Origin of the sequence: Dyella choica, from assembly GCF_003977665.1 — a bacterium.
Taxonomy (GTDB): domain Bacteria; phylum Pseudomonadota; class Gammaproteobacteria; order Xanthomonadales; family Rhodanobacteraceae; genus Dyella_B; species Dyella_B choica.
On the sequence record NZ_RYYV01000009.1, the window covers coordinates 1 to 24591 of the forward strand.

Sequence of the window (24591 nt, forward strand, 5' to 3'; positions counted from 1 at the left end):
CATCAAGGCTCGCGATGGCCTCGCTCCGGCTGATGCACTTGGAGGTTGAATCTGCCGTTACTTTTCTTTGGGCCAGCAAAGAAAAGTGACTCGGTCGCTTGCGACCGAAAGCGCCGCAGGCAATGTAGCCATCAGCGAAATGCAGCAATCGTGCGATTAGGGGGGTGTTGGGGCACACCCCAACCTGCTTTCAGCGCTCGAAGACGATACTGGCAATTGCCCCATTGGCATCCGTGCGCGGCCTGATCGAAACATCCCAGCCGTAGAGTTCGCACAGGCGCCTCACGATCGCCAGTCCCAAACCGGCGCCGCTGCCGCCGGCACCTTCACCACGGACGCCGCGCTGGAACAAACGTTCGGCATCCTCGGGCTTGATGCCCGGGCCGGTGTCGATCACCTCGATGCGCCCTTTTTCCACCTGTACGGTTACCCGGCCCTCCAGCGTGTACTTGATCGCATTGCCGATCAGATTGGTGAGCGCCACCGACAATACGGACGCGGGTGCATTGACGGTGACCGGAGCGTTCTGCGCCAACTCCACCTCGATAGGTTTGTCGCGGATCTGCGGACGCTGGCTTTCGATCACGTCGGCAGCGACCTTGGCGACCTCGGTGGTTTCGCCACGAGTCGGACCGCGGCGCTCGGCACGCGACAGCAGCAAGAGCGCTTCGATCAGTTCCGTCGCCTGGCGCGACGCGCGTTCGATGCGCTTCAGGCGCTCGCGCAGCTTTTCAGTGAGGTCCGGCGAACCTTGCAGCAGCTCGGTGGTGCTGGAAATCACTGCCAAAGGGGTGCGCAGTTCGTGGCTGACATCGGAATTGAATTCGCGGTCGCGCTCGACCATCGCCGTGAGGCGCGTGGAGTATTCGTCCAGCGCCAAGGCGAGTTCCCCCACCTCGTCGTCGGCAAAATGGGCTGCCAGCGGCTCGGCGCGCCCGGTCTTGCGGAAATCTCGCAAGCGCCGCGCCAGTTCGGTGACCGGCTTCAATACCTTGCGCGACAGCCACAGGCCGATCGCCAGCGACAAAAGGCTGAACAAGATGACGGATGCGACCAGCGACGTGACGAGCTGACGCTTGCCCAGATCCTCGCGGCTGATGTCGTAACTGATGAAGCCGATCAGACCGTACTTGCGTGAAACAGCCAGCTTGTAATGCCTGGCGCGGCCATCCTTGTCCACGTCGTGCATGTCATACACGCCGGGGGCGAGGTTTTGCCAGCCAAGCGGTGCCCGGTAAACGGTACGGTCGCTAAACATCCAGGCATCGATCAGCCTGGAGCCAACCGGTTTGCTGGGGTCCGCGTGCGTGGACTCCACCGCCTGGTTGACGTCGCTTTGCAGGCTGGCATTGACCAGCTGATTCTCGACCTTGGCCCGCACGTACAACGACGCCATGGCAAACAGCGCGCTGAGGCCGAAACCGAACAGCGCGAAGGAAATCAACAGGCGGAACCGCAGCTTACGCCGGGACTGCATCCGGATCGACCATGCGGTAACCGATGCCGTGCCTGGTATGGATCAGGGCTTTTTCGAACGGCTTGTCGATCGCCGCGCGTAGGCCGTGGATGTGCACACGCAGGCTGTCGCTGTCGGGCAACTCCTCGCCCCATACTTTCTGTTCCAGGTCCTGGCGCGTGACCACCGAGGGACTGGCTTCCATCAGCGCCTGCAGCAGCTTCAGGCCGATTGGATTGAGCTGGATGGATTTGCCGTCGCGGGTCACCGTGAGGGTGTCCAGGTTGTAGGTCAGGTCAGCCACCTTCAGCACCCGGCTCTGCGGGCCCTTGCCGCGGCGTGCCAGCACCTCCAGGCGTGCCGCCAGCTCCTGCAAGGCGAAGGGCTTGGTCATGTAGTCGTCCGCCCCGGACTCGAAGCCAGTGAGCTTCTGTTCAAGGGCATCGCGGGCCGTCAGCATCAGCACCGGGGTCTGCTTGTGGGCTTCGTGGCGCAGCTTGCGGGCCACGTCCAGCCCGTCCATGCCCGGCAGGGTCAGATCGAGCACGATGACGTCGAAGTCATGCACCACGGCCAGATGCAGTCCGGTAACGCCATCTCCTGCAAAATCCACGACATGGCCACGATCTTCCAAATAATCGCCAATATTGGTCGCGATGTCGCTGTTGTCTTCAATCACTAGAACGCGCATGCGTCTCTCCGCTACGCAACCGGCACACAGGCCGGGGATGGGGCCAAGCTTAACGAGTGCGCGGCGCAATTGTTAAGCGCCAGGCTGAACGTCGGCCTGCGGGAGGGGATGGGATGGGGCTCAAACCCAAGAAAAAGCCCGGATACGGCGACTGGACGTCGCTGCATCCGGGCTGAAGCTACTGCCCCGATACCGTCGTCTGCTGTCGCACTTGCGATTTGAAGTGGCGAGCAAACGAACAGTGACGCCTTTATAGGGGCGAGGCGGTTACGCGGTAGTTAACGGGCTGTTGAGAAAACAGCCCGTTAATGCAGGCCATGGATGGCCTGCCGCGAATCAAGCACTGCAAGTGCTTGATTTAAGCGTAGCCGCGTTCGGACAAATCCGCATGGAGCGGATTTGGACAGCCGTAGGCTGGCCCGCAGGGCTTGCTCCAGGGATGGAGCAAGCACATGTGCCGAACGCGGCGCGTTGAGAATGTGCAGGACAGCACTTTCTCAAAACCTAAATACCGTCCCAGCACTCACAGCTTGCTTAATGGCGATACGCATCGTGACTTTGTATTCGCTACGTGAAAAGACGGCTACGCGCGTTTCGATGTCTTGGCGACATGCCGCTCCAGATGACGAATGATGTGCTCGGCCACGTTCACGCTCGAAGCCGCCTCGATGCCTTCCAGCCCCGGCGATGCATTGACTTCCAGCACCAGCGGACCGCGCTTGGAGCGCAGCAGGTCGACCCCCGCGATACCCAGCCCCAGGGCCTCGGCGGCATCTACCGAGATGCGCTTCTCGGCCGCGGTCAGTTTGGCCGCCACGGCGGTGCCGCCACGGTGCAGGTTGGCGCGGAATTCGCCAGCCACCGCTTCGCGCTGCATGGCCGCCACCACCTGTCCACCCACCACGAAGCAGCGCAGATCGCTGCCCTTGGCTTCGGCGATGAACTCCTGCACCAGGAAGTTGGCGTACAGGCCACGGAATGCCTCCACCACGCTTTGCGAGGCGCTGCGTTTTTCCGCCAACACCACGCCGGTACCCTGGCTGCCTTCGTTGAGCTTGATCACGTGCGGCGGATCACCCAGCAGATCCAGCACATCAGTGGTGTCATCCGGGTTGTCCCCAAACACCGTCACCGGCATGTCCAAACCTTTCGCGGCAAGAATCTGCAAGCAGCGCAACTTGTCGCGAGCCCGCAACACCGCGTCGGAGGAATTGGGCGTATACACCCCCATCATCTCGAGCTGGCGCAGCACCGCCGTACCATAGAACGTACTCGACGTGCCGATGCGCGGGATCGCCGCATCGATATCGTGCAAAGCCTTGCCTTTGTGGCGGATCTCCACCTCGCCCGGCGCAATGCGCACATAGCAGCGCAGCGGATCGAGCACGCGCACTACGTGTCCGCGCTCGCGTGCCACCTCGACCAGTCGCTGGGTGGAATACAAGCGCGCATTGCGCGAGAGGATCGCGATTTTCATGGCTTGGGCACCATCGTTTGCGTATGCGCAGGTTTGGGCAGGGTGTAGGAAAGCGCCGGATCGACCTTGAAGCGCCCGACCAGGGCGGTGCGCCCCAACAGCATGGGAAACAGCATGTGCCGACGATCCGTCAGGTTTATGTCAACTTCGAAACGCTCACCAGCCAGCATTACTTCGGTGCGGATGAACCAGCGTTCGCTGCGTCCACCGCCGGTATCGACTACCACCCGCCGGTCGCACGCCTGTGCCTCACACCGCACCTGTCGTATCGAGCGACGGCCGAGTCCGACCACGAAACGCAGCCAGGTGTGCCCATCGCGGGTGAAGGCCTCCAGCTCGTCCACGTGCAACGAGCTGCTGCGCGCGCCGGTGTCGAGCTTGACCTTGAGCGAGGCAATACCGAACTGCGGCAATGCCAAGCGTTCCCGCCAACCGAGGGTGATCACGTCCGCCATGTCAGCTCACGCTGTCGGGTTAGGAAAGTCTCGGAGGGAACCGGAGAGGGGGGATGGAGCGGGTGAAGGGAATCGAACCCTCGTCAGTAGCTTGGGAAGCTACAGCTCTACCATTGAGCTACACCCGCAGCGCCGGGCGATGGTAACCGGCGAATGCGGCTTTGGGAATCCTGGGCAGCGCCCCGCGTGCTTTTCATCGATACCAGCGACCTCGCAGTTAAACCGCAGGCAACGGCCGTTCCCGCCCTAAGCGGGCGCTCATAATCCATGCGCAAGATGATCCCCACATACAGGGATGACGGCGGGCGCGACCGTTTCGCGTGCAGCGGCCTGGAGTGATTTATGCGTAGGCTCAATGGTGTCGTGTCATCGGTGCGCGGCTGGCGCGCGCTCATGGGTGTTTTATTGCTGTTGTGGACCGGACTGGCCCTCGCCCAGTCCGACGATGGCCAAGGCAGCGATAGCGCGGACCCGCCGGCGCGGGTGGCGCGGCTTTCCTACACTTCCGGCGACCTGGGGCTGATGCCGGCGGGCGGTACCGAATGGGCTGCCGCCGACATGAACCGGCCGTTGACCAATGGCGACAAGCTGTCCAGCGGACCCGACGCGCGCGCCGAGCTGGAACTGGGCGGGGCCGCGTTGCGGATCAGCAACCAGACCGACATCGGGGTGCTCAATCTCAGCGACCAGATCGGTCAGTTCGAGTTGACGCAGGGTACGCTCAGCATCACGGTGCGCAACATCGATCAGGGCGCGAGCTACGAAATCGATACGCCAACCCTTGCGTTGGTGATCAATCAGCCCGGCACATTCCGCGTCGACGTCGGTGCCAACGGCAACGGCACCTCGCTCACCGTGATCGACGGAGGCGGCATTGTCTACGGCGAAAACAACGCCCAGCGGGAAGTTTTCAGCGGACGCAGCTATCAGTTTGGCGATTCCTCGTTGAACGACATGACGGTAAGCGACATCGAGGGACGCGACGAATTCGACGCCTGGTGCAACGATCGTGATGCGCAATACGCCAATACCGCCGGCACGCAGTACGTGTCGCCCGACGTGGTCGGTTCGCAGGACCTGAACCAATACGGCGATTGGCAACAGGACGAGGATTACGGCACCGTCTGGTATCCCACAACGGTGGTCGCCGGCTGGGCCCCGTATCGCCTTGGCCACTGGGTATGGATCGGTCCCTGGGGCTGGACCTGGGTGGATCAGATGCCGTGGGGTTTCGCGCCCTACCACTATGGCCGCTGGGTGTATCTGCACGAGCGGTGGGGCTGGGTCCCGTGCGCGCCACGCGTACGGCCGGTCTATGCACCGGCACTGGTTGCCTTCGTCGGTATCGGCACCGGCGGTCCGGTGGGCTGGTTTCCGCTCGGTCCGCATGAGGTCTACAACCCGTGGTATCGCGCGTCACGCAACTATTACACCAACGTCAACGTCACCAATATCCAGGTCACTCGCAACATCAACCAGGTGACGGTGATCAACAACATCCACAACCAGTACGACCTCTATCGCGCAGGCCGGCCGATGACCGGTGTGAACTATGTCAACCGCGCCGCGCCGCATGCCTTCACTGCCGTCTCCGCGCAGGACTTCGCCAGCGCACGGAACGTGCAAGCCAACCAAGTGCGCGTGGACCCGCAACAGCTCGCACGCGCGCCAGTAATGGCGGCCGCGCCGCTGCAGCGCCCCTCGTCGGCCAGCTTCGGCCAGCCGCGTGGCGAGAACGCGCGCCCGTTGCCGGCTGCCGGGTTCAATCGGCCGGTGGTGGCGGTACGTGCGCCAGCCGCAGGCGTCGCATTCCATTCAGCCCCGCCCTCCAATGTGAGGGTACTGAATGTGCAACCGCAGAACGCGCCCCGGGTGGTCTCGGGACAATCGTTCCCGCGCTATGGCACGCCGGCCCAGCCACCCATTGCTCCGCGACCGGCCGCACCGGCTCTGCCGCAGGTGCCGCACTTCGCTCCGGCCCAGCAAATGCAGCAAGTCCAACAAGCGCCGCACTACCCGCCTGAACAGCCCGAGGTGCGGCAGGCTCCGCGTTCGCAACAGCCTGTCGTGCAGCAAGCGCCGCGCTACGAACCACAGCAGCCCACAATGCAGCAGGCGCCACGCTACATGCCACCGCAGCCGTCCGTGCAGCAGCAGCAAGAGCGCGAGCGGCAGGCGATCCTCGAACAGGAACAACAACGCTTTGAGGCTGCGCAACGCACCCACCAATACGTACCGGAACAGCAAGCGCCACGCCAGTACGCGCCGGCGCCTCGCGAGATGCCGTCCCAGCCGGCCTACCAGCCGCAGCCGTATCGCTATCAGCCGCCGGAGCAGTACGCGCGACCGGAGATGGCTCGCCCCGTCGAGCAGCAGCCTCACCCGCAGGCTGCACCGCATCCACAGCATGCGCCCCCGCCCAGGAGCGATAACCAGCAGCACTAGGGATGCTCTGATCTATTCCACGTACCCGTCACCGCACTGTATGCGCGTCTGGCTGCGCCCCAGGGGCGAAGGCAGACTGGCTGTCTGTCTAGGCGCTGGGGCGCAGCCAGACGCGCATACAGTGCCGCCCGAAAGCGTGCGGCCCCAACATTTGGAATTTAAAGACGGGGTGACGTCCAGAAGGCCCGCAGGCCGTGCCCCGCGGCTTGAACAGACGGCCAGTCTGCCCTGTGCCGCGCGACACACCCTGCGGGCCTTCTGGACGTCATGCCGGGTGCGCGGAATAGATCAGAGCATCCCTAGAGATGCTCTGATCCGGGCGGGATAAAGCGCAGGCCCGGCGCTACAATAGGTCGATGCAGATCACCCTCAACGGCCACCCGCACGACTGCGGCGACACCCTCACCCTCACCGAACTGCTGCACGAGGCCGGCTACGCCGGCCGACGTGTAGCCGTGGAGGTGAATCAGGAGATCGTGCCACGCAGCCAGCACGGCGCCTACTCGCTGCGCCAAGGCGACAAGGTGGAAATCGTCCATGCCATTGGCGGCGGCTGAGCGCGCCCCCATCCCCAACCATGAATATCAAGACTCAAGACACCGTCGACACCCTGGTCATTGCCGGCAAAAGCTATCGCTCCCGCCTGCTTACCGGCACCGGCAAATACAGGGATCTGGAAGAAACGCGCAGCGCCACCCTGGCCGCCGGTGCGCAAATCGTCACCGCCGCGATCCGCCGCGTGAACCTGGGCCAGGATCCCAACGCCCCCAGTCTGCTCGATGCCCTGCCACCCAGCGAGTTCACCCTGCTGCCCAACACCGCCGGCTGCTACAACGCAGTGGATGCGGTGCGCACCTGCCGACTGGCACGCGAACTGCTGGACGGCCACAAGCTGGTGAAACTGGAAGTGCTGGGCGACGAGCGCACACTGTTTCCAGACGTGGTGGAAACCCTCAAGGCCGCCGAGCAGTTGGTGGCCGACGGCTTCGAGGTGATGGTCTACACCAGTGACGATCCCATCCTGGCCAAGAAGCTGGAACAGATCGGCTGCGTAGCGGTGATGCCGCTGGCGGCGCCGATCGGCTCGGGACTGGGCATCCAGAACAAGTACAACCTGCTGGAGATCGTCGAGAACGCGAAGGTGCCGGTCATCGTCGACGCCGGCGTAGGTACCGCCTCCGACGCAGCCATCGCCATGGAGCTGGGTTGCGACGGCGTGCTGATGAATACCGCCATCGCCGGGGCAAAGGATCCGGTGCTGATGGCGCACGCCATGCGGCTGGCGGTCGAAGCCGGGCGTGCGGCGTTCCGTGCGGGACGGATTCCACGCAAGCGCTTTGCGTCCGCATCGAGCCCGATCGACGGAACGATTGGCTGACCCATTTGGCTTCCTCTCCCCTCCCGGGAGGGGAGTAGAGCGCTCTGCATGACTGATTCCCCCGACCACGACAGCCACCACCTCCGCCGCATTCGCAGTTTCGTCCTGCGCGAAGGCCGCATGACCCCCGCCCAGCAGCGGGCTTTCGAAACGCATTGGGCGCGGTTCGGCATCACCTACAGCGGCAAGCCGCAGGACTTCGACGCCCATTTCGGCCGCCGCGCGCCACGCGTGCTGGAGATCGGCTTCGGCAACGGCGAGGCGCTGGCCTGGGCGAGCGAGCACGACCTGGCGCGCGACTACCTCGGCGTGGAAGTGCATGGCCCGGGGGTGGGCCGGCTGATGAATGCCCTGGCGGCGAGGGACGCCGGCAACGTACGCCTCTACAAGCACGATGCCGTAGAAGTGCTGGAGAACGAGATCCCTCCCGGCGCACTGGCCGAGGTGCGCATCTGGTTCCCCGACCCTTGGCACAAGAAGCGCCACAATAAGCGCCGCATCGTGCAGTCCGATTTCGTAGCCCTGCTCGCCTCGCGCGTAGCTCCGGGTGGGTTACTGCATCTGGCTACCGATTGGGAGCCGTACGCCCAGCACATGCTGGAAGTGATGGAAGCCGCCCCAGCCTGGCGCAACCCGCTTGGACCCGGCCAGTTTGCCGAGAAACCGGCCTGGCGCATCGAGACACACTTCGAACGGCGCGGCTTGAAACTCGGCCACGGTGTGTGGGATTTGCTCTATAGACATCAACCTCGCGCGTAGGCTGGGATGGCAATCCCAGCATTGCCATGCATGCAACGGGCGATGCTGGGGTTGCCATCCCGGCCTACGCTGTGGCGCTGGCCGGAGCATAGAGGGTGTGATTGACGCTCCCAGAGTGCGGCAACGGTTAACCAGCGCCCCCGCACGCACGCTTATACTTCCTCGTTAAACAGGGATGAGTCACCGCGTGAAGCCACTGCCGCCCCATCGCATTCGGTCTTGCCAGGCGTCCGCCAGGGATGTTCTACAGTGGCGCTGACCCTTACCCCCGAAATGATCCTGGTGCTGGGGCTGGTGGGCTTCACCATGGTCATGTTGGTGCTGGAGTGGGTCCGCGCCGACATGGTGGCGCTGCTGGTGGTGGTGGTGATCGGCCTAACCGGCCTGATTCCGTCGGAAAAGGTCTTCCAGGGCTTCGCCGGCAACGCCGTGATCGCCATCATCGCGATCATGATCATGGGCGCCGGGCTGGACCGTGCCGGCGTGCTCGGCCTTACCGCGCAGTTCGTGATGCGCATGGCGCGCGGCAAGGAGTCGCGGCTCGGCGTGGTGATCAACTCCGTCACCAGCCTGTTCAGCGCGGTAATCCCTAGCCAGGCGCTGGCCGCACTGATGATTCCCGTCACCAGCCGCCTGTCCGCACGTACCGGCGTGCCGATCTCGCGCCTGCTGCTGCCGATGGCGTTCTGCATCCTCACCGCCACCAACACCACGCTGATCGCGAACTCGCCGCTGATCGTGCTCAACGACCTGATCGCGAGCGCCAACGCGAACCTGCCGCCCGGCGCGCAGACGGTGCCGAAGTTCGGGCTCTTCAGCGTGACGCCGGTGGGCCTCGCGCTGGCGGTGGCCGGCGTTCTGTTCTTTTACCTCTACACCAGCAAACTGCTGCCGGAGCGCGAGGACGAACGCCAGAAGGTGACGCCCGGCCGTACCGAAAGCTACTTCGCCGAGACCTATGGGATCGTGGGCGAAACGGCGGAGCTGACCGTGACCGCCGAAAGCCCGCTGGTCGGCATGAGCATCGGCGAGGTGGAACAACTGCATGGCGCACCGCTGATCCTGGCGATCAGGAGCGGCAACGAAGCGCGCATGGCGCCTCCGGCAGACCAGGTGATCTGGGTGGGCTCGGTGCTCGGCGTGCTCGGGCCGCGCGAGGAACTGAACCGCTTCGCCAACAATCAGCTTTGCCGCGTGTCGCCGCGCATGCGCCAGTTGGGCGAGCTGTTCAATCCCACACGCGCGGGCATTTCCGAAGCGGTGATTCCGCCCAGCTCGCGCTTCCTCAAGCAATCGGTCGGCGAGCTGCGTTTGCGCAAGCGTTACGGCATCTCGGTGCTGGCGGTAACCCGCGGCGACCAGGTTTACCGCGACGATTTGCGTTCCGTGAGCTTGCGCACCGGCGATACGCTGGTGCTGCATTCCAGCTGGAAAGCCCTGCAGGACGCCACCGAGGACAAAGACCTGGTGGTCGTCACCGACATTCCCCGCGAAGAACAGCGTCCAAACAAGATCTGGCAGGCGGTAGGCTTCTTTCTGCTGGCGAAGGGACTGGCGCTGTTCACCAACCTCGATTTGTCCATCGCGATGATGACCGGTGCCATCGGCATGCTGCTGTCCGGGGTGCTGAACATGGACGAGGCCTACAAGGCGGTGAACTGGAAGACCATCTTCGTCACCGCGTGCCTGATTCCGCTGGGCTGGTCGATGGATTCCACCGGCACTGCCGCCTGGCTGGCGCAGGAAGTGCTGCTGCACCTGGGTCGTGCCTCACCGTGGATCCTGCAGCTTTCGTTGGCGATCCTGACCTTGTTGTTCTCACAAGTGATGTCGAACGTGGGCGCCACGGTGATGATGGTGCCGGTGGCGATCAGCGTCGCGGTGGCTACGGGCGGCAATCCTTCCGCCTACGCGCTGATCGTGGCGGTGTCGTCGTCCAACACCTTCCTGCTGAGTTCCGGCCACCCTGCCTTGATGATGGTTACCGGCCCGGGCGACTACAGCAGCCGGGACTTCCTGCGCGCGGGCGTGCCGCTGACCTTTATCGTGCTGGTGATCACGCTGGTAGCGATCAATCTTATGTACCGTTGATGGAATGCGTCCTGGCGGTACCATCAGCGCCGTCCTTCTAGCGACCTAAGCAGACACCTGTGACCAGCTATCCTCACGCCCCTCGCCTTGCCGTGATCGGACTCGGTTATGTCGGCCTGCCGCTTGCGGTGGAATTCGGGCGACTGTTCGACACGCTCGGCTACGACATCGATGCCGCTCGCGTGGACGCCCTGCGACGGGGCACGGATGGCAACCAGGAATCCTCTGCGGAGGAACTTTCGGCCGCGACGAAATTGCACTTCACCACCGAGGTGGAGGCGTTGCGTGATCGCAACGTATTCATCATCACCGTGCCCACGCCGGTGGATGAGCACAAGCGTCCCGACTTCACGCCGCTGGTCCGCGCCAGCCAGATGGTCGGCAGTGTGCTCAAGCAGGGCGACGTGGTGATCTACGAATCCACCGTGTATCCGGGTGCGACCGAGGAAATCTGCGTGCCGGAACTGGAGCGCGCTTCCCGGCTGCGCTTCAACCTCGACTTCACCGTCGGCTACAGCCCCGAGCGCATCAATCCCGGTGACAAGCTGCGCCGTCTCACCACGATTCCGAAGATTACCTCCGGTTCCACGCCGGAAGCGGCGGATTTCGTCGATGCGCTGTATGCGCGCATCATCACCGCCGGCACGCACAAGGCACCGAGCCTGAAAGTGGCTGAGGCCGCCAAGGTGATCGAGAACACACAGCGCGACGCCAACATCGCCCTGATCAACGAGTTCGCGCTGATCTTCCATCGCCTGGGGATCGACACGCAGGATGTACTCGATGCCGCACGCACGAAGTGGAACTTTCTACCCTTCCAACCCGGACTGGTCGGCGGCCACTGCATTGGCGTCGATCCGTATTACCTCATACAAAAAGCCCAATCGACCGGCTATTACCCGGACATCCTGCTGGCCTGCCGCCGTATCAACGATGCGATGGGCCAGCATGTGGCCGCCGAAGTGATCAAGCTGATGGTCGGCCAGGGTCACGCGATCCGCGGCAGTCGCGTACTGGTACTGGGCCTCACTTTCAAGGAGAACTGCCCGGATCTGCGCAATACGCGCGTGGTCGACCTGGTACGGGAGCTGGAAAGCTTCGGTGCCGCCGTCGACGTGCACGATCCATGGGCGGACGCCGAGGAGGCATACCGGCATTACGGCCTGCGCTTGCTGTCAAACGTGGATGCCAAGGGAAGCTACGCGGCCGTAGTGCTCGCCGTGGCGCACCAGCAGTTCAAATCGGGCGGCGCGTATGACGTGCGTGCGCTGACCATGCCCAATGGCGTGGTTTACGACATCAAGGGCGTGCTGCCGAAAGAGCTGGTCGACGCACGCTTATAGGCTGGCGTGGCAATCCCTTCATGGGATCACGGCGAAGCTGAGATGGGCATCCCAGCCTAGCCATCCAGCAAGACCTCACCCTGCTCCACCCGGATCGGCACGGTGCGCAGGCTTTCGCCCCGGCACGGGCCACTCACGCATTCACCCGTATCCAGGCCAAAGCAGGCCCCATGCGCAGCGCACACCAGCATGCCTTTGGAAAGCAGGAACTTGCCCGGCGCCCAATCCAGCCGGCGGCCGGCGTGGGGGCAGATGTTCAGCCAGGCGTTCACGCGATCACCACGCCGCAGCAGGATCAGGCTTTCCTCACCGTCCGGCAGCCTCACGTCCAGCGCCATGGCCTCGCCATCGGGCATATCGTTGAGTCGGCAGAGGTGGCGGGGCGGGATGGCTGTTTCCATGGGCACTTGCCTTATGGGCCTTATGGCCTCATCGTTACGCGCGTAAGTCCTTGATTTTACCATACGGATTTTTAACATGCGCGTCGTTCTACCGCTCCTGCACCGCCGCCGCCATCCACTCGCCCAGGCCCTGTCCGTGGTGCTTGGCCTGATCGTGGTCGGCGTGCTGATGGTGTTCGGGCTGGTCGTGGCTGGCGTGCTGGCCGTCGGTGGTGTCTTTTGGCTGGTATGGCGGCAGTGGAAACGCGGTCGCGTTGCCGTATCGGGCGCCGCCCGGAAAGCGCACCAGCCGGAAGTGCTCGAGGGCGAGTACGTGGTGATCCATAGCTCGCGTCCGGTAACCCATCACTGAGCAAATTCCGGATAGCTGCCGATCAGGTGGCGCCCTAAGCTGCCGGCAACGTTCCTTTCCGGGTACTGCCATGCGTAACACCTTTGCCACCCTTGAAGCCCCGCTGGAACACGTCCGAGCGATGATCGAGCGTGCGACGGAAGCGCCGACGCTCACCACTCTGGCCGATGCCGCCAAGCTCAGCCCCAGCCATCTGCAGCGGGCATTTCGCCGCCGCTATGGCATGAGCCCGGCCGAATACCACCGCGCACGCCGCTTCGGCCAATTCAAGACGGCCTTGCGCAAAGGTGCCGCGGTGACTGACGCGGTGTACGACGCTGGCTTCGGCTCCGGCAGCCGCGTGTACGAACACACCAATCGATTGCTCGGCATGACACCGGCCAGCTACCGCGCCGGCGGCGCCGGCGCGCATATCCGCTACACCACTACCAGCACGCCCCTGGGACAATTGCTGGTGGCGGCGACGGCCAAGGGCATCTGTGCCGTCACGCTGGGTGCAAACGAAAAGGAGTTGGAGCAGCGGCTGCGGGATGAATTCCCGCAAGCCAGTCGTGAGCGCGTCGACAACGGCCGGGAGGAATGGCTCGACGCCGTGATCGCCCGTATCTCCAGCGAACTGGGCTGGAGCGAACAGGAGGCACCGGACATGCCGCCGCTCGATATTGCCGCCACGGCGTTCCAATGGCGCGTGTGGGAAGCGCTCACGCGCATTCCTGCCGGTACTACCAAGAGCTATGGCGAACTCGCCGCAGAGCTGGGCAAGCCAGGTGCAGCACAGGCCATCGGGCAGGCTTGCGGCAGCAATCGCCTGGCCTTGATCGTCCCCTGCCATCGCATCGTGCGCGAGGATGGTTCGCTCGGCGGCTGGCGCTGGGGAGTGGAGCGCAAACGTGCCTTGTTAGAGCGGGAAGAACGGCGCAGCGCGAACAGCGCTGCGTAAGCCCCTGCGGGGAAGGGAAGTGGGCCGCGAGCCCAGGTTGACTCCCGATCAACGCCACCTTGCAAGGCTTTCGCTACTGGAACGGCGGCTGTGCAGGTATCGTTAGCATTGCCATCCCGCAGACTTATCCATGAACGATTCCGCAGACCACACGCTTGCCATGGCAGGCGACGAGAGCCGTGCCGGCAAGTGGGTGCCACTAGCGATGTTCGCGCTGTACATCGTCTGGGGTTCCACCTATTTGGCCATACGCGTCGCCCTCGAAAGCTACCCGCCGTTTTTGCTGGCTGGCGTGCGCTTCGCCATCGCAGGCTGCCTGCTGTTCGGCTATCTGCGCTTGCGCGGCACCGCCATGCCGACCCCACTCCAATGGAGGAATGCGGCATTCACGGGCGTGCTGCTGCTGGGCTTCGGCAATGGCCTGGTGTGCTACGCGGAACAGAGCGTTAGCTCGGGCATCTCGGCGGTGGCGGTAGCGAGCCTGCCTTTATTCGCGGCCATATTTGCCGGCCTTTACAAGGACTGGCCGACACGCCGCGAATCGATCGGGTTGATCATTGGCTTCCTCGGGGTGATCGTCTTGAATCTCGGCAATGCGTTGTCCGGCTCGCACGTTGGCGCGGCGGCATTGCTGGTGGCGGCGATGGCGTGGGCTTTTGGCTCGGTGTGGAGCAAGCACCAGGAGATGCCGCAAGGCATGATGAATACCGCCGCACAAATGCTGTGCGGAAGCGTTGCCCTGCTCGCTGCAGGGTTCCTTGGCGGCGAAAAACTGCCCGCCCATCCCATGCTGCACGCCAACTTGGCGGCAGCTTACCTGGTGGTGTTTGGCTCGCTGGTGGCATTCAGTGCCTATCTCTACGCGCTCAAGCACGCACGCCCCGCGTTCGCAACCAGCTATGCCTATGTCAATCCGCCGGTGGCAGTGCTGTTCGGCGTGTTGCTGCTGGGGGAGAAGGTAGGCCCTTACGATGTGGCGGGTATGGCGGTGATCCTGTTCGGCGTGGTGATCATCACCCTGGCCAAGCAGCGCCGCGCGCGTTGATTGTCATAGAAGCGACACACGCACGGTCTCTTGCCGTTGCGCTCATTGGCGCATCACCATAGCTGCACTGCTGGCGTAGGGGCATGCACGCATGGGCAAGGTAAGCGATGGCTGGATGGCACGTGCGGCCTTGCGCAGTGCCGCATGGGCGGAGCGCTGGTTTCCCGATGCATGGGTCTTCGCGGCCTTGGGCGTGATGGTTGTTGCCGCTGCGGTATTGGGTTTCGGCTGCCCGCCGGCTGTGACGGTCAATGCATTCGGTGACGGTTTCTGGAGCCTGATTCCCTTCACCATGCAGATGGCCTTCGTGGTGATTGGTGGTTATGTGGTGGCCAGCGCCCCGATCGTGGCGCGTTTCATCGATTTGCTTGCGCGCGTGCCGCGCACGGGCCGCAGCGCGATTTGCCTGGTGGGAATGATCAGCATGCTCGCCTCGCTGTTGTCGTGGGGCTTTTCGCTGGTATTCGGAGGTTTGCTGGTGCGCGCGCTGGCGCGCCGCGAAGCCTTGCGCATGGATTATCGCGCAGCGGGTGCGGCAGCTTATCTCGGCCTGGGCGCGGTATGGGCGATGGGCCTTTCTTCCTCGGCCGCGCAATTGCAGGCGAATCCCCAAAGCATGCCGCCGGGATTGCTAAATATCTCCGGTGTGCTGCCTTTCAGCCAGACGATTTTTCTGTGGCAGTCGGTCCTTCTCACCGCCACGCTGATCGCGGTGTCGCTGGTGGTTTGCTGGTTCACGGCACCTTCCGGCACACAGGCGCGTACCGCGCGAGACTTCGGTGTTGTGGACACGTCCACACCTGTCCTGCAAGCACGCAGCCGCCCCGGCGAATGGCTCGAATATAGCCCTCTGCTGTCCATCCTGATCGGCGTGCTCGGTCTGGGCTGGCTCGCTTATGAGTTCACCAGCAAGCCGGTTGTCACTGCGATCGCCAACCTCAATACGTATAACTTCCTGTTCCTCACTGTCGGCCTGTTGCTGCATTGGCGTCCGCGCAGCTTTCTCAACGCGGTGACTCGCGCCGTGCCGAGCACCGCGGGCGTAATGATCCAGTTTCCGCTGTATGGCGGCATTGCCGCACTGATGACGCACGCGGCGGGGACGGATGGACAAACGCTCGCCCATCGCTTGTCCGGCCTGTTCGTGCATATCGCTTCCACCGGCACCTTCCCGTTGGTCATGGGAGCCTACTCGGCCGTGCTTGGTTTCTTTGTCCCTTCAGGCGGCGGCAAGTGGTTGATCGAAGCGCCGTACGTGATGCAGGCGGCCAATGATCTGCACGTCCATCTAGGTTGGGCAGTGCAGGTCTATAACGCCGCCGAAGCGCTGCCGAATCTGATCAATCCGTTCTGGATGCTGCCGCTGCTCGGCGTGCTGGGCCTGAAGGCCCGCGACGTAGTCGGCTTTACCTTCATCCAGTTGGCGGTGCATGCACCGCTCGTCCTGGGCTTGCTGTGGCTGCTCGGGCTTAGCCTGCCCTACGTGCCGCCAATACATCCTTGATAGTGCAGGTGGGATGACAACCCCAGCATCGCCATGCATCGCGACGCCGGGGTTTGCGCTTCAGGCTACGTCGCAGGTTCAGAGCTCGCGCAAAGCCGTTGTTACCGGCAAACGTGCCGCGCGCAGGGCCGGGAACAAGCCGCCGACAAAGCCGATCGCCAGCGCCCACTTCAAGCCTTCCCACAGCAATTGCGGCGTCACTTTGAAGGTAAACGCAAGTTGCCCGGTTGTACCGGCGGCCAGGGTGGAAGCGGTGAATCCGTTGAAGATCAGCCAGGCCAACAGACCGCCAACCAAGCCGCCAATCAGGGCCAACAGCATGGTTTCCAGCATCACCGCCACCACCACCGGCACGCCGCGAAAACCGATGGCGCGCAAGGTAGCTATTTCACGTGCACGCACGGCTACCGCGGCGAACATGGTATTGAGCGCACCGAAGATGGCGCCGATCGCCATGATCGTACCGACGGTGAGTCCCATACGTCGCATCACAATGCTCATACCCTCGGATTGCTTGCTGAAATAATTGAGCGTGGTGTCCACATCCACTTGTAGACGCGGATCGCCCGCAAGTGCCGCCTTGAAGGTATCGAGCGCCTTGGCATCGGTAAGCTTCACGAACACCGAAGTGCGGCTGCTGCCACGACGGTAGGTGTCGGCGACGACACTCTCGTCTCCCCAGATCTCCGAATCGTAGGCATCACCGGAAGCGAACACGCCGACAACCTTCCACGTTTGCGTGCCAAGCTTTACTTCGTGCCCTGGCTGCAAGCCGATGAATTGCCGCTGCGCACCCTGCCCTACCACCAGCTCGCGCATGCCGGGCTGGAAAGTGCGGCCGGCGATGATCTTGGCATTCGGGCGCAGTACCCACGCCTGCTCCCCTACCCCACGCACCTGTACGCTGCCTTCATCATCCGCAGCGCCGCCTTTCACCGGCAGATTGGCCGCCACCACAATTTCGCCCGAAGTGAGGGGCTTGCCCTGCTTGTCACGGGCAATACCTGTTGCTTGCTCGATGACCACGATACCGTCGCGGTTCAGCACGGAACTGACCTCACTGGCCGAGCCGCCGCGCATCACGATGGCTGTATCCGCGCTACCGGTCTTGCTCAGGGTCTCGGTGTAGCCCTCGCCCATCGCGAGCAGAGCTACAAGTACACCAACCACGCCGGCAATGCCGATCACCACCACCGATGACGAGCCCAGGCGCTGCCTAAGTGTACTGATACCCACGCCGGTCACGGATGCAGCCTGTTGACCGCGTCGACTGAGCAGCATCCATCCGGCAAATACCATGGCGAGTGCGAGTACCGCGGACCATGGCAATAGCGCCCATACCGCCAGCGCCAGGATTAACAGGAACAGCACGCGAAGATTGAATAGGAAATTCATGATCCAGACTCCTGTCAGCGGCCAGCGAAGGCATCGACGATATTCAAGCGCATGGCCTGCCATGCGGGAATGGCTCCTACCACCAGACCAATGGCTAGCATCAGCCCGATACCCAGCGCCCAACTGTCCGCTCCAACCGTCGGCAGATTCAGCATGCCTCCGGTGCTGGCGCTGACAAGAGGAATAAGTACCGCCGCTATTCCGATGCCAACCAGACCACCTATCAACACCATCAACACGGATTCGGCCAGCACTGTGGCCAGTACGCTTTGGTCGGAAAATCCCAGCGTCTTCATCACTGCCAATTCTGATGTACGTTCGCGCACAGCCTGCATCATGGTGTTACCTGTCAGCAGCAGTAATGTGAAGAACACCGCTCCCATGATCGAGCCTACGATCAACCCGATATCAGCCATCTGCTTCATCCATGATGCGGTAGCGGCCGCCTCAGTTTGTGTGCGCGTCTCATGATCGGAATTGGCCGACACCGCGTCGATGGCCTTGGCCACCTGATCGGCCTGGCTCACATCTTTGACGCGTATGACATACCAGCCCACCTGGCCGTTGTTGTAGCCCTTCATCACGCCATCGTCGAAATACTTCCAATGCATCAGGATGATCTGGCCATAGAAGGCCACGCTCTGGTCCGTGGGATGCAGCACGCCGACAATGTCGAAGGTCCAGTTCTTGCTGCCGTTTTGCTGCGGAAAGATGTTCGATTGCAGCGGAATCTGTTGACCCACCTTCCAGTGGTATTTCTGCAGCAGGTTTTCGCCCACCAGAATCCCGGTGCGAGTGTTCGTGAACGCCTTGCGCGCATCATCGCCGACCTGCACCTCCGGAAACTGGTCGATGTAGTTGTCGCTCACTGCGAACGTGAACACCTGGTTGTGCGGGTCCTGGTACGCGCCGCCGAACCAGTTGGCGTACGCCACCGACTTCACGCCGGGCACGATGGCGATCTTCTCGCCCAGGCCTTGCGGCAGCGGCTGGATGAACGACAGCTTGGAGCCGGTCTGCAGGCGCTGTGCGCCATTGGCGCTCTTGCCAGCCTGGTCGAACGAGATGCGTACCGCATCCAGCATGCCGAATAGCAGGAACGCCGCTGTGATCGACACCAGCGTCAGGAAGGTGCGGGTCTTGCGCCGGAACAGCGCCGCCCAGATCAGATGAAAGTATTTCATCGCCAGTTCCTCACGCCGTAGCCTGCTCGACCAGCGTGCCCTTGTCGAGGTGCAGAGTGTGGTCGGCGTATTCGGCCGCTTTGGGATCGTGCGTGACCATCACGATGGTCTTGCCGTGTTCGCGGTTGAGCTGGCGCAGCAGGCCCAGCACCTCTTCCGCCGAATGACGATCCAGGTCGCCGGTAGGTTCGTCGCACACCAGCAAGGCCGGATCGGACACGATGGCGCGCGCAATGGCCACGCGCTGCTGCTGGCCGCCGGAGAGCTCGGTCGGCTTGTGCGAGGCGCGTTCGGCCAACCCCACCAGCTGCAGGGCGATGGCTGCGTTCTTGCGTCGCTGCGCAGCCGAAAGTTTGGTCAGCAGCAGCGGCAGTTCCACATTCTTCTGCGCGCTCAAGGTCGGCATCAGGTTATAGAACTGGAACACGAAGCCGACGTTCGAAGCACGCCAGCGCGCCAGCGAACCTGCGCTCAACTGGTCGATCCGCTGGCCGGCCACGCTGATGCTGCCGCCGGTTGGCGTATCCAGGCCGCCAACCAGGTTCAGCAGAGTGGTCTTGCCCGAACCGGACGGCCCCATCAGGGCGAGGAAGTCACCTTCGGCGATGTCGAGGTTGATGTGATGCAACACCTCGACTTTCTGCCGGCCGCGTTCGTAGACCTTGGAAAGATCGCGAATCTCGATCAACGTACCCATTGCTACATCCTCCTGATTGGAACTGTTTTGGTCGCGCATAAGTGGAGCGCTCCGCTGGTCCTGTAACTGGTTATTGGGCTTGCACGCTTACGGCCGAGCCGTCGTGCAGATCATCGGGCGGCGATATCACCACGCTGTCACCCGCATTGACCGACGCGGGAATCAGACGCATGTCACCAAGCTGTTGCGTCGCTGGCTGCACCGCCTGCCGGCGTGCCTGGCCGTCCGCCACGACAAACACGCTATCGCTACCGTCACGCTTCACGATGGCCTTGGCTGGCACCAGCACGCCCTTAGGCGCCTGTTGCGTGGCGACGGCCGGTTTCGCTTCGAGGAAGGATACGCGCACGCCCATGTCGGGCACGACGCGGCCATCCTTCTTTTCGATGGCAACGCGCACTTTCACTGTCGCTTTGCCGCGGTCGGCCGCCGGCACGATGGCGATCACATGTGCAGGAATGCGCCAATCCGGGTAGGCATCCAGCACAGCTTCCGCGGGCATGTTCGGTGTGACGCGACCGATGTAGGCCTCATTGACATCCACGTCCACTTCCAGCGAATCCATGTCCACGATGGTGCCGATGCCAGTGCGCGTGAAGCCGCCGCCGGCAGAGAACGGTGAAACCACTTCACCCACCTGCGCATCCTTGGTGGTGATCACGCCGTCGAAGGGTGCGCGGATGAGGCAATAGCCATAGTTGACCTGCGCCTGCACCACCAGCGCGTCGGCGGCCATCGCTTGCTTTTCTTGCGATGCCAGCTGTGCACGCGTGCTGCTGGCCAGGGTGTGTGACTGCTCGGCGGCCTGCTTGGACATCAGCCCACGCGTGGCCAGCTCCTCGTTGCGCGTCGCATCGCGCTGGTTCTGCGCCAATTGCGCCTGGTATTGGTTGATCAGCGCATGGGCAGCCTTGGCTTGCGCGGCGGCGGTGTCGAGCGCAGCCTTGTATTGACTGTCGTCCAGCTTGGCCAGGATCTGGCCGAGCTTGACGCGATCGCCTTCTTCGATCAGCACGGCCGTCAAGGTGCCGGTGATCTGCGCGGAGACCGTCGCTTGGCGACGCGCGGTCACGTAGCCTGTAGCCTGCAACACCGCACCCGCTGATGGGTCGCTGCTCGCTGCGACGGCTTGCGCGACGTGGACAGGTATGGGCCGATGGGCGAACCACCACCAGCCGCCGGTGCCGAGCGCCAGCAGCACCAGCACGGCACCGCCGACGATCCATGGCCAAGGCCCTGGCCCTCCACCCACCCTCGAGGCCGAACTCGAACCCGAATGGTGTTCGCGCTGATGACGCTCGATCTTCAGTTCCTTAAGTAGATCGGTATTGCTCACGCTTGTGTCCTATTGTCCCCGACGTATGCACGATAACGACCCGGGCTATGCCCCGCCACGTGCGCCCATCAACCTATGCCAATGACAGCTGTCATGTCCTAACGACGTGCGGGCGGCCACGGAATCGACAATGCCGATGGCACCCGCAAAAGTTGCATAGGGTCTACATTCTTGCTTGTGTACCGCTAACTTCGCATCGAAACCGGCGCGGACTGCTGACGAAATGGAGATACCTGTCATGTCCACCTTCTTGCCAGGTGCATGAAGCTGCTACCCTTTTTGCCATGCGCTACCTCATCGATCCTCCTGCCACTCCCAGCCTACCGGTCGTCGGCCGCGAAGAGCGTTTCCCGATCCGCCGCGTGTTCTGCATCGGCCGCAACTATGCCGAGCATGCGCGCGAAATGGGCGCCATGGTAGACGCTTCAGCTCCCATGTTCTTCTGTAAACCTGCTGACGCGGTAGTGGCTGATGGCGCGGACGTACCCTATCCGACAGCCACCCATGAATTGCATCACGAAGTGGAGATGGTGGTGGCTTTGCAGGCGGGCGGTCACGACCTGGACGCGGTGCAAGCAGCCCATGCGATCTTCGGCTATGGCGTGGGACTGGACCTCACCCGCCGTGACCTGCAGGCCGCCGCCAAGGCCAAGAGCCATCCCTGGGACGTGGCCAAGGCCTTCGACCACTCCGCGCCCGTTTCGGCCTTGATGCCGGCGCATGCGGCCTCGCCGCATGCGGATACGCGCATCAGCCTTCAAGTGAATGGCCAGCTGCGCCAGACGGGTCGACTCGGCGAAATGGTGCATGGCGTGACAGACATCATCATGGCGCTGTCGAAGCTGTTCGAGCTGAAGCCCGGGGACCTGATTTTTACCGGCACGCCGGCTGGGGTAGCGGCACTGCAACGCGGCGATCGCTTCCACGCCGAACTGCAAGACATCGCCGTGTTGGAAGGCAGGATCGTATGAGGCTTATGGCCCTCGATTCTTGCCTCATACTCAACACACCCATGCATGACAGTCCACAACGCCATTCGGCGCAAAACCTCGGGAGACGACAATGAGCGTGCTGCAGGAATTCAAAGAATTTGCCATGCGCGGCAACGTGGTCGATATGGCGGTAGGTGTCGTCATCGGTGGCGCATTCGGCAAGATCGTCACGTCCCTGGTGAACGATGTGATCATGCCGCCCCTTGGCTGGGTCACCGGCGGCATCGATTTCTCCGCCATGAAGGTGGTCATCCGGCAAGCCGACAACAGCAATCCCGCCCACAAGATTCCTGAAATCGCCGTCGCCTATGGCAGCTTCATCAACAGTATCCTTGCCTTTCTGATCGTCGCCTTCGCGATCTTCATGCTGGTAAAGATCATCAACCGGTTCTACTCCAAAGCCGCCGCCGCTACGCCACCGGAGGTGGTGCTGCTGACGGAAATCCGCGACCTATTGAAAAACAAGCAATAGGCCATTGTCGCAACAAGCATGACTTTCGGCCTAAGCGTGCCTGGTGATGAGCCCCATAATGCGAGGTTCGTCACCAGGAGCCGCCCATGCATCGCCCCTCCCTCACCCTGCTCGCCGCCAGCCTCATGCTGGCTTCCGGACTTGTTTGCGCCAAGGATGCCGCTACCACGATTCCCGCCTCCGCCGTGCAGACAGCCGTGCAATTGCGCAGCAAGGCGATGCACGACGACACCGCCTACAAGGTGGTCGAAGGCCTGACCACGGAAGTGGGGGCGCGCCTCGCCGGCGGCACCAATGATCAGCGCGCTCGCGACTGGATGGTGGCGAAATTCAAGGCGCTGGGATTCGACAAGGTCTACACCGAACCGGTGACCTATCCGTTGTGGGTGCGCCGCAGCGAGCATGGCGCCATCGTGGCACCGTTCCCGCAACCGCTTGCGCTTATCGCACTGGGCTATTCGCCCGGCACGCCCCAGGGCGGGCTCACCGCGGAAGTGGTGCAGTTTGCCAATCTGGATGCCCTGAAGGCGGCTGATCCGGCCAGCGTGAAAGGCAAGATCGTGTACATCGGGGAGCGCATGCAACGGCACAAGGATGGCATGGACTACCCCCGCATCGGCTCGGCGATCCGCGTGGCCGGGCCGGTGATGGCCCAGGAAAAAGGCGCCGCAGGTTTCCTATTACGCTCGGCCGGTACGGATGCCGATAGCCGCACGCCACATACCGGCGTTACGGGCTTCAGGGATCCTGCCAAGGCGATTCCCGCCGCCGCGCTGTCCAATCCGGATGCCGACCAGCTTGAGCGAGTGCTTGCCCACGGCCAGCCCGTCACGGTGAAGCTCGATCTGGATTGCGGTGTCGAAGGCCAATACACCGGCGCGAACGTGATCGGCGAGATCACCGGCAGCAAGTATCCCGACCAGGTGATCCCGATCGGCGGCCACCTGGATTCCTGGGATCCGGGCACCGGCGCCATTGACGATGGGGCGGGCGTGGCGATCGCCGTCGGCGCCGCGAAGCTGATCCACGACCTGCCGCAACGTCCTGATCGCACCATCCGTGTGATCGCGTTCGCCAACGAGGAAATGGGCCTGTGGGGCGGCCGCGCCTACGCCGACAAGCACGCGGCGGACGTGGGCAAGTTCCAGCTCGGCACCGAGTCGGATTTCGGTGCCGGCCCGGTGTGGCGCATGACCGCCAGCGTGAAGCCGGAGGCACGTGGCGCGATCGAGCAAATCGCCAAGGTACTGGCGCCGATCGGCGTGAACTATGACCCGAAGCAGCCAGGCGGGGGCGGTTCGGATCTATCGCAGATGCACGGCAAGGGCATGGCCGCGCTGACCCTCACCCAGGACGGCACCCACTACTTCGACTGGCACCACACCGCCAACGACACGCTGGACAAGATCGATCCCAAGGAGCTGGCGCAGAACGTGGCGGTTTACGCCGTGTTCTCGTATATGGCAGCGCAGGCTAACGGTGATTTCGGCTCGGCACCGGGTGCGTTTGCGCATGACGGGGCCGAGGACTGAGCCTTGCGTCCCTATCCCCAAACAGGCTGTTGCGAAACAGCCTGATGGGACCGGCCACGGACGGTCTGCCGCGAATCGAGCACGGCAAGTGCTCGATTCGGCGTCGTGCTATCAGGGAGAGGGGGCCTGGCCTTCCTCGCTGAGGGGCGATGGCATGGCTGCAGCGTCCCCCTCCGGCTCGAACGGCGTTTCGGCCCCATCCAGGGCCTGCAGGTTCTCCTTCAGCCGCGTCAGCACATTCATCGCCTGCGCCATTTCCTCGTAGCTGATACCCACGGTGCATTCCCGCCGCAAGTCGCGGGCGATGCGCTCCATGTCGTCGATCACCTCGCTCGCCTGCGCGGTGGTGTAGAGGCGCCAGGCGCGACGATCCTTGGGATCCGGCCGCCGTTCCACGAAGCCCGCGGCCTGCAGGCGGTCGATGACGCGGCCGACCGCAATCGGTTCCATTTCCAGGAACTCGGCCAGTTCGGTCTGGCGCAGACCCTCGCGGTGATGCAGCATCTTGGTGGCGCGCCACTGGGCTCGCGTCAAGCCGAATTTCACCGCCCGCCGATCAAAATGCTTGCGAAACAGCAAGGTAATGTCGTTCAGCAAGTAACCGAAGGAAATATCTTCCGTCTTTGGCATGATGAAAACGCCCGGG

At 63.1% G+C, this 24591-nt stretch carries 23 protein-coding genes and 1 tRNA gene; 13 read left to right on the top strand and 11 right to left on the bottom strand.

What is annotated here, in order from left to right; translation table 11 throughout:
• Window positions 1–190 precede the first annotated feature (190 nt).
• The 5 genes from EKH80_RS12900 to EKH80_RS12920 all read right to left on the bottom strand — a co-directional run bounded on the left by EKH80_RS12900 (window position 191) and on the right by EKH80_RS12920 (window position 4207).
• Window positions 191–1477 (bottom strand): sensor histidine kinase, encoded by a 1287-nt coding sequence (locus EKH80_RS12900; protein ID WP_126685186.1) that lies wholly within the window; start codon window positions 1475–1477, stop codon window positions 191–193.
• Window positions 1461–2147, bottom strand: a complete 687-nt coding sequence (locus EKH80_RS12905; protein WP_126685187.1) for a response regulator transcription factor — start codon at window positions 2145–2147, stop codon at window positions 1461–1463. Before EKH80_RS12905 ends, EKH80_RS12900 begins: the two co-directional genes overlap by 17 nt.
• A gap of 583 nt (window positions 2148–2730) precedes the next feature.
• Window positions 2731–3624 carry a 30S ribosomal protein S6--L-glutamate ligase gene (gene rimK, locus EKH80_RS12910; RefSeq protein WP_126685188.1) on the bottom strand — a complete coding sequence of 298 codons (894 nt, stop codon included), beginning with the start codon at window positions 3622–3624 and terminating at the stop codon, window positions 2731–2733.
• Window positions 3621–4079 (bottom strand): ATP-dependent zinc protease family protein, encoded by a 459-nt coding sequence (locus EKH80_RS12915; RefSeq protein ID WP_126685189.1) that lies wholly within the window; start codon window positions 4077–4079, stop codon window positions 3621–3623. Before EKH80_RS12915 ends, rimK begins: the two co-directional genes overlap by 4 nt.
• 54 nt (window positions 4080–4133) lie before the next feature.
• A tRNA-Gly gene (locus EKH80_RS12920) sits at window positions 4134–4207 on the bottom strand.
• 214 nt (window positions 4208–4421) lie between these two features.
• On the opposite strand from EKH80_RS12920, the gene EKH80_RS12925 reads away from it, so the two are divergent.
• The 6 genes from EKH80_RS12925 (at window position 4422) to EKH80_RS12950 (ending at window position 12095) form a co-directional block, all read left to right on the top strand.
• A complete protein-coding gene (locus tag EKH80_RS12925; RefSeq protein ID WP_126685190.1) occupies window positions 4422–6524 on the top strand; it encodes a DUF6600 domain-containing protein in 2103 nt (700 codons plus the stop codon).
• A 356-nt stretch (window positions 6525–6880) separates the two neighbouring features.
• On the top strand, window positions 6881–7081 hold the full coding sequence (gene thiS, locus EKH80_RS12930) for a sulfur carrier protein ThiS (protein WP_126685191.1): 201 nt from the start codon (window positions 6881–6883) through the stop codon (window positions 7079–7081).
• A gap of 20 nt (window positions 7082–7101) precedes the next feature.
• Complete coding sequence (locus EKH80_RS12935; RefSeq protein WP_126685192.1) at window positions 7102–7902, top strand: thiazole synthase; 801 nt, start codon at window positions 7102–7104, stop codon at window positions 7900–7902.
• A gap of 48 nt (window positions 7903–7950) precedes the next feature.
• A complete protein-coding gene (trmB, locus tag EKH80_RS12940) occupies window positions 7951–8661 on the top strand; it encodes a tRNA (guanosine(46)-N7)-methyltransferase TrmB (protein WP_126685193.1) in 711 nt (236 codons plus the stop codon).
• A 273-nt stretch (window positions 8662–8934) separates the two neighbouring features.
• The gene (locus EKH80_RS12945) at window positions 8935–10752 is read left to right on the top strand and encodes an SLC13 family permease (protein WP_126685373.1); all 1818 of its coding nucleotides are present in this window, start codon (window positions 8935–8937) and stop codon (window positions 10750–10752) included.
• 59 nt (window positions 10753–10811) lie between these two features.
• The gene (locus EKH80_RS12950) at window positions 10812–12095 is read left to right on the top strand and encodes a nucleotide sugar dehydrogenase (RefSeq protein WP_126685194.1); all 1284 of its coding nucleotides are present in this window, start codon (window positions 10812–10814) and stop codon (window positions 12093–12095) included.
• Between the two features lie 56 nt (window positions 12096–12151).
• On the opposite strand, the gene EKH80_RS12955 is transcribed toward EKH80_RS12950, so the two are convergent.
• Window positions 12152–12496 carry a Rieske (2Fe-2S) protein gene (locus tag EKH80_RS12955; protein WP_126685195.1) on the bottom strand — a complete coding sequence of 115 codons (345 nt, stop codon included), beginning with the start codon at window positions 12494–12496 and terminating at the stop codon, window positions 12152–12154.
• 76 nt (window positions 12497–12572) lie between these two features.
• Here EKH80_RS12955 and EKH80_RS12960 point away from each other — a divergent pair, with 76 nt between their 5' ends.
• The 4 genes from EKH80_RS12960 to EKH80_RS12975 all read left to right on the top strand — a co-directional run bounded on the left by EKH80_RS12960 (window position 12573) and on the right by EKH80_RS12975 (window position 16337).
• On the top strand, window positions 12573–12848 hold the full coding sequence (locus EKH80_RS12960; RefSeq protein ID WP_126685196.1) for a hypothetical protein: 276 nt from the start codon (window positions 12573–12575) through the stop codon (window positions 12846–12848).
• Window positions 12849–12918: 70 nt separating this feature from the next.
• Entirely contained in the window at window positions 12919–13788 is an 870-nt protein-coding gene (locus EKH80_RS12965; RefSeq protein WP_126685197.1) for a methylated-DNA--[protein]-cysteine S-methyltransferase, read from the top strand.
• Between the two features lie 160 nt (window positions 13789–13948).
• A complete protein-coding gene (gene yedA / locus EKH80_RS12970) occupies window positions 13949–14833 on the top strand; it encodes a drug/metabolite exporter YedA (protein WP_230473683.1) in 885 nt (294 codons plus the stop codon).
• 115 nt (window positions 14834–14948) lie between these two features.
• Window positions 14949–16337, top strand: coding sequence for a short-chain fatty acid transporter (locus EKH80_RS12975; protein WP_126685374.1), 1389 nt, complete (start codon window positions 14949–14951; stop codon window positions 16335–16337).
• Between the two features lie 78 nt (window positions 16338–16415).
• Here EKH80_RS12975 and EKH80_RS12980 read toward each other — a convergent pair whose 3' ends face one another.
• The 4 genes from EKH80_RS12980 to EKH80_RS12995 all read right to left on the bottom strand — a co-directional run bounded on the left by EKH80_RS12980 (window position 16416) and on the right by EKH80_RS12995 (window position 20949).
• Complete coding sequence (locus tag EKH80_RS12980; protein ID WP_196240391.1) at window positions 16416–17732, bottom strand: ABC transporter permease; 1317 nt, start codon at window positions 17730–17732, stop codon at window positions 16416–16418.
• Between the two features lie 14 nt (window positions 17733–17746).
• On the bottom strand, window positions 17747–18916 hold the full coding sequence (locus EKH80_RS12985) for an ABC transporter permease (RefSeq protein WP_126685199.1): 1170 nt from the start codon (window positions 18914–18916) through the stop codon (window positions 17747–17749).
• Between the two features lie 10 nt (window positions 18917–18926).
• The gene (locus EKH80_RS12990) at window positions 18927–19613 is read right to left on the bottom strand and encodes an ABC transporter ATP-binding protein (RefSeq protein WP_126685200.1); all 687 of its coding nucleotides are present in this window, start codon (window positions 19611–19613) and stop codon (window positions 18927–18929) included.
• Window positions 19614–19683: 70 nt separating this feature from the next.
• Window positions 19684–20949 (bottom strand): efflux RND transporter periplasmic adaptor subunit, encoded by a 1266-nt coding sequence (locus EKH80_RS12995; protein WP_126685201.1) that lies wholly within the window; start codon window positions 20947–20949, stop codon window positions 19684–19686.
• A gap of 284 nt (window positions 20950–21233) precedes the next feature.
• Here EKH80_RS12995 and EKH80_RS13000 point away from each other — a divergent pair, with 284 nt between their 5' ends.
• From EKH80_RS13000 to EKH80_RS13010, 3 genes are all read left to right on the top strand, one after another.
• The gene (locus tag EKH80_RS13000; RefSeq protein WP_126685202.1) at window positions 21234–21920 is read left to right on the top strand and encodes a fumarylacetoacetate hydrolase family protein; all 687 of its coding nucleotides are present in this window, start codon (window positions 21234–21236) and stop codon (window positions 21918–21920) included.
• A 91-nt stretch (window positions 21921–22011) separates the two neighbouring features.
• Window positions 22012–22413: a large-conductance mechanosensitive channel protein MscL gene (mscL, locus tag EKH80_RS13005; RefSeq protein WP_126685203.1), complete on the top strand. Its 402-nt coding sequence runs from the start codon at window positions 22012–22014 to the stop codon at window positions 22411–22413.
• 86 nt (window positions 22414–22499) lie between these two features.
• Window positions 22500–23945 carry a M20/M25/M40 family metallo-hydrolase gene (locus EKH80_RS13010; RefSeq protein ID WP_126685204.1) on the top strand — a complete coding sequence of 482 codons (1446 nt, stop codon included), beginning with the start codon at window positions 22500–22502 and terminating at the stop codon, window positions 23943–23945.
• A 111-nt stretch (window positions 23946–24056) separates the two neighbouring features.
• Here EKH80_RS13010 and EKH80_RS13015 read toward each other — a convergent pair whose 3' ends face one another.
• On the bottom strand, window positions 24057–24575 hold the full coding sequence (locus tag EKH80_RS13015; RefSeq protein WP_126685205.1) for a MarR family winged helix-turn-helix transcriptional regulator: 519 nt from the start codon (window positions 24573–24575) through the stop codon (window positions 24057–24059).
• Window positions 24576–24591: the final 16 nt, after the last annotated feature.

Excerpts from the sequence above, each read along its gene's own strand:
- EKH80_RS12900 (WP_126685186.1), bottom strand. The coding sequence starts at position 1,477 with ATGCAGTCCCGGCGTAAGCTGCGGTTCCGCCTGTTGATTTCCTTCGCG.
- EKH80_RS12905 (WP_126685187.1), bottom strand. The coding sequence starts at position 2,147 with ATGCGCGTTCTAGTGATTGAAGACAACAGCGACATCGCGACCAATATT.
- rimK (WP_126685188.1), bottom strand. The coding sequence starts at position 3,624 with ATGAAAATCGCGATCCTCTCGCGCAATGCGCGCTTGTATTCCACCCAG.
- EKH80_RS12915 (WP_126685189.1), bottom strand. The coding sequence starts at position 4,079 with ATGGCGGACGTGATCACCCTCGGTTGGCGGGAACGCTTGGCATTGCCG.
- EKH80_RS12925 (WP_126685190.1), top strand. The coding sequence starts at position 4,422 with ATGCGTAGGCTCAATGGTGTCGTGTCATCGGTGCGCGGCTGGCGCGCG.
- thiS (WP_126685191.1), top strand. The coding sequence starts at position 6,881 with ATGCAGATCACCCTCAACGGCCACCCGCACGACTGCGGCGACACCCTC.
- EKH80_RS12935 (WP_126685192.1), top strand. The coding sequence starts at position 7,102 with ATGAATATCAAGACTCAAGACACCGTCGACACCCTGGTCATTGCCGGC.
- trmB (WP_126685193.1), top strand. The coding sequence starts at position 7,951 with ATGACTGATTCCCCCGACCACGACAGCCACCACCTCCGCCGCATTCGC.
- EKH80_RS12945 (WP_126685373.1), top strand. The coding sequence starts at position 8,935 with ATGATCCTGGTGCTGGGGCTGGTGGGCTTCACCATGGTCATGTTGGTG.
- EKH80_RS12955 (WP_126685195.1), bottom strand. The coding sequence starts at position 12,496 with ATGGAAACAGCCATCCCGCCCCGCCACCTCTGCCGACTCAACGATATG.
- EKH80_RS12960 (WP_126685196.1), top strand. The coding sequence starts at position 12,573 with ATGCGCGTCGTTCTACCGCTCCTGCACCGCCGCCGCCATCCACTCGCC.
- EKH80_RS12965 (WP_126685197.1), top strand. The coding sequence starts at position 12,919 with ATGCGTAACACCTTTGCCACCCTTGAAGCCCCGCTGGAACACGTCCGA.
- yedA (WP_230473683.1), top strand. The coding sequence starts at position 13,949 with ATGGCAGGCGACGAGAGCCGTGCCGGCAAGTGGGTGCCACTAGCGATG.
- EKH80_RS12975 (WP_126685374.1), top strand. The coding sequence starts at position 14,949 with ATGGCACGTGCGGCCTTGCGCAGTGCCGCATGGGCGGAGCGCTGGTTT.
- EKH80_RS12980 (WP_196240391.1), bottom strand. The coding sequence starts at position 17,732 with ATGAATTTCCTATTCAATCTTCGCGTGCTGTTCCTGTTAATCCTGGCG.
- EKH80_RS12985 (WP_126685199.1), bottom strand. The coding sequence starts at position 18,916 with ATGAAATACTTTCATCTGATCTGGGCGGCGCTGTTCCGGCGCAAGACC.
- EKH80_RS12990 (WP_126685200.1), bottom strand. The coding sequence starts at position 19,613 with ATGGGTACGTTGATCGAGATTCGCGATCTTTCCAAGGTCTACGAACGC.
- EKH80_RS13000 (WP_126685202.1), top strand. The coding sequence starts at position 21,234 with ATGCGCTACCTCATCGATCCTCCTGCCACTCCCAGCCTACCGGTCGTC.
- mscL (WP_126685203.1), top strand. The coding sequence starts at position 22,012 with ATGAGCGTGCTGCAGGAATTCAAAGAATTTGCCATGCGCGGCAACGTG.
- EKH80_RS13010 (WP_126685204.1), top strand. The coding sequence starts at position 22,500 with ATGCATCGCCCCTCCCTCACCCTGCTCGCCGCCAGCCTCATGCTGGCT.
- EKH80_RS13015 (WP_126685205.1), bottom strand. The coding sequence starts at position 24,575 with ATGCCAAAGACGGAAGATATTTCCTTCGGTTACTTGCTGAACGACATT.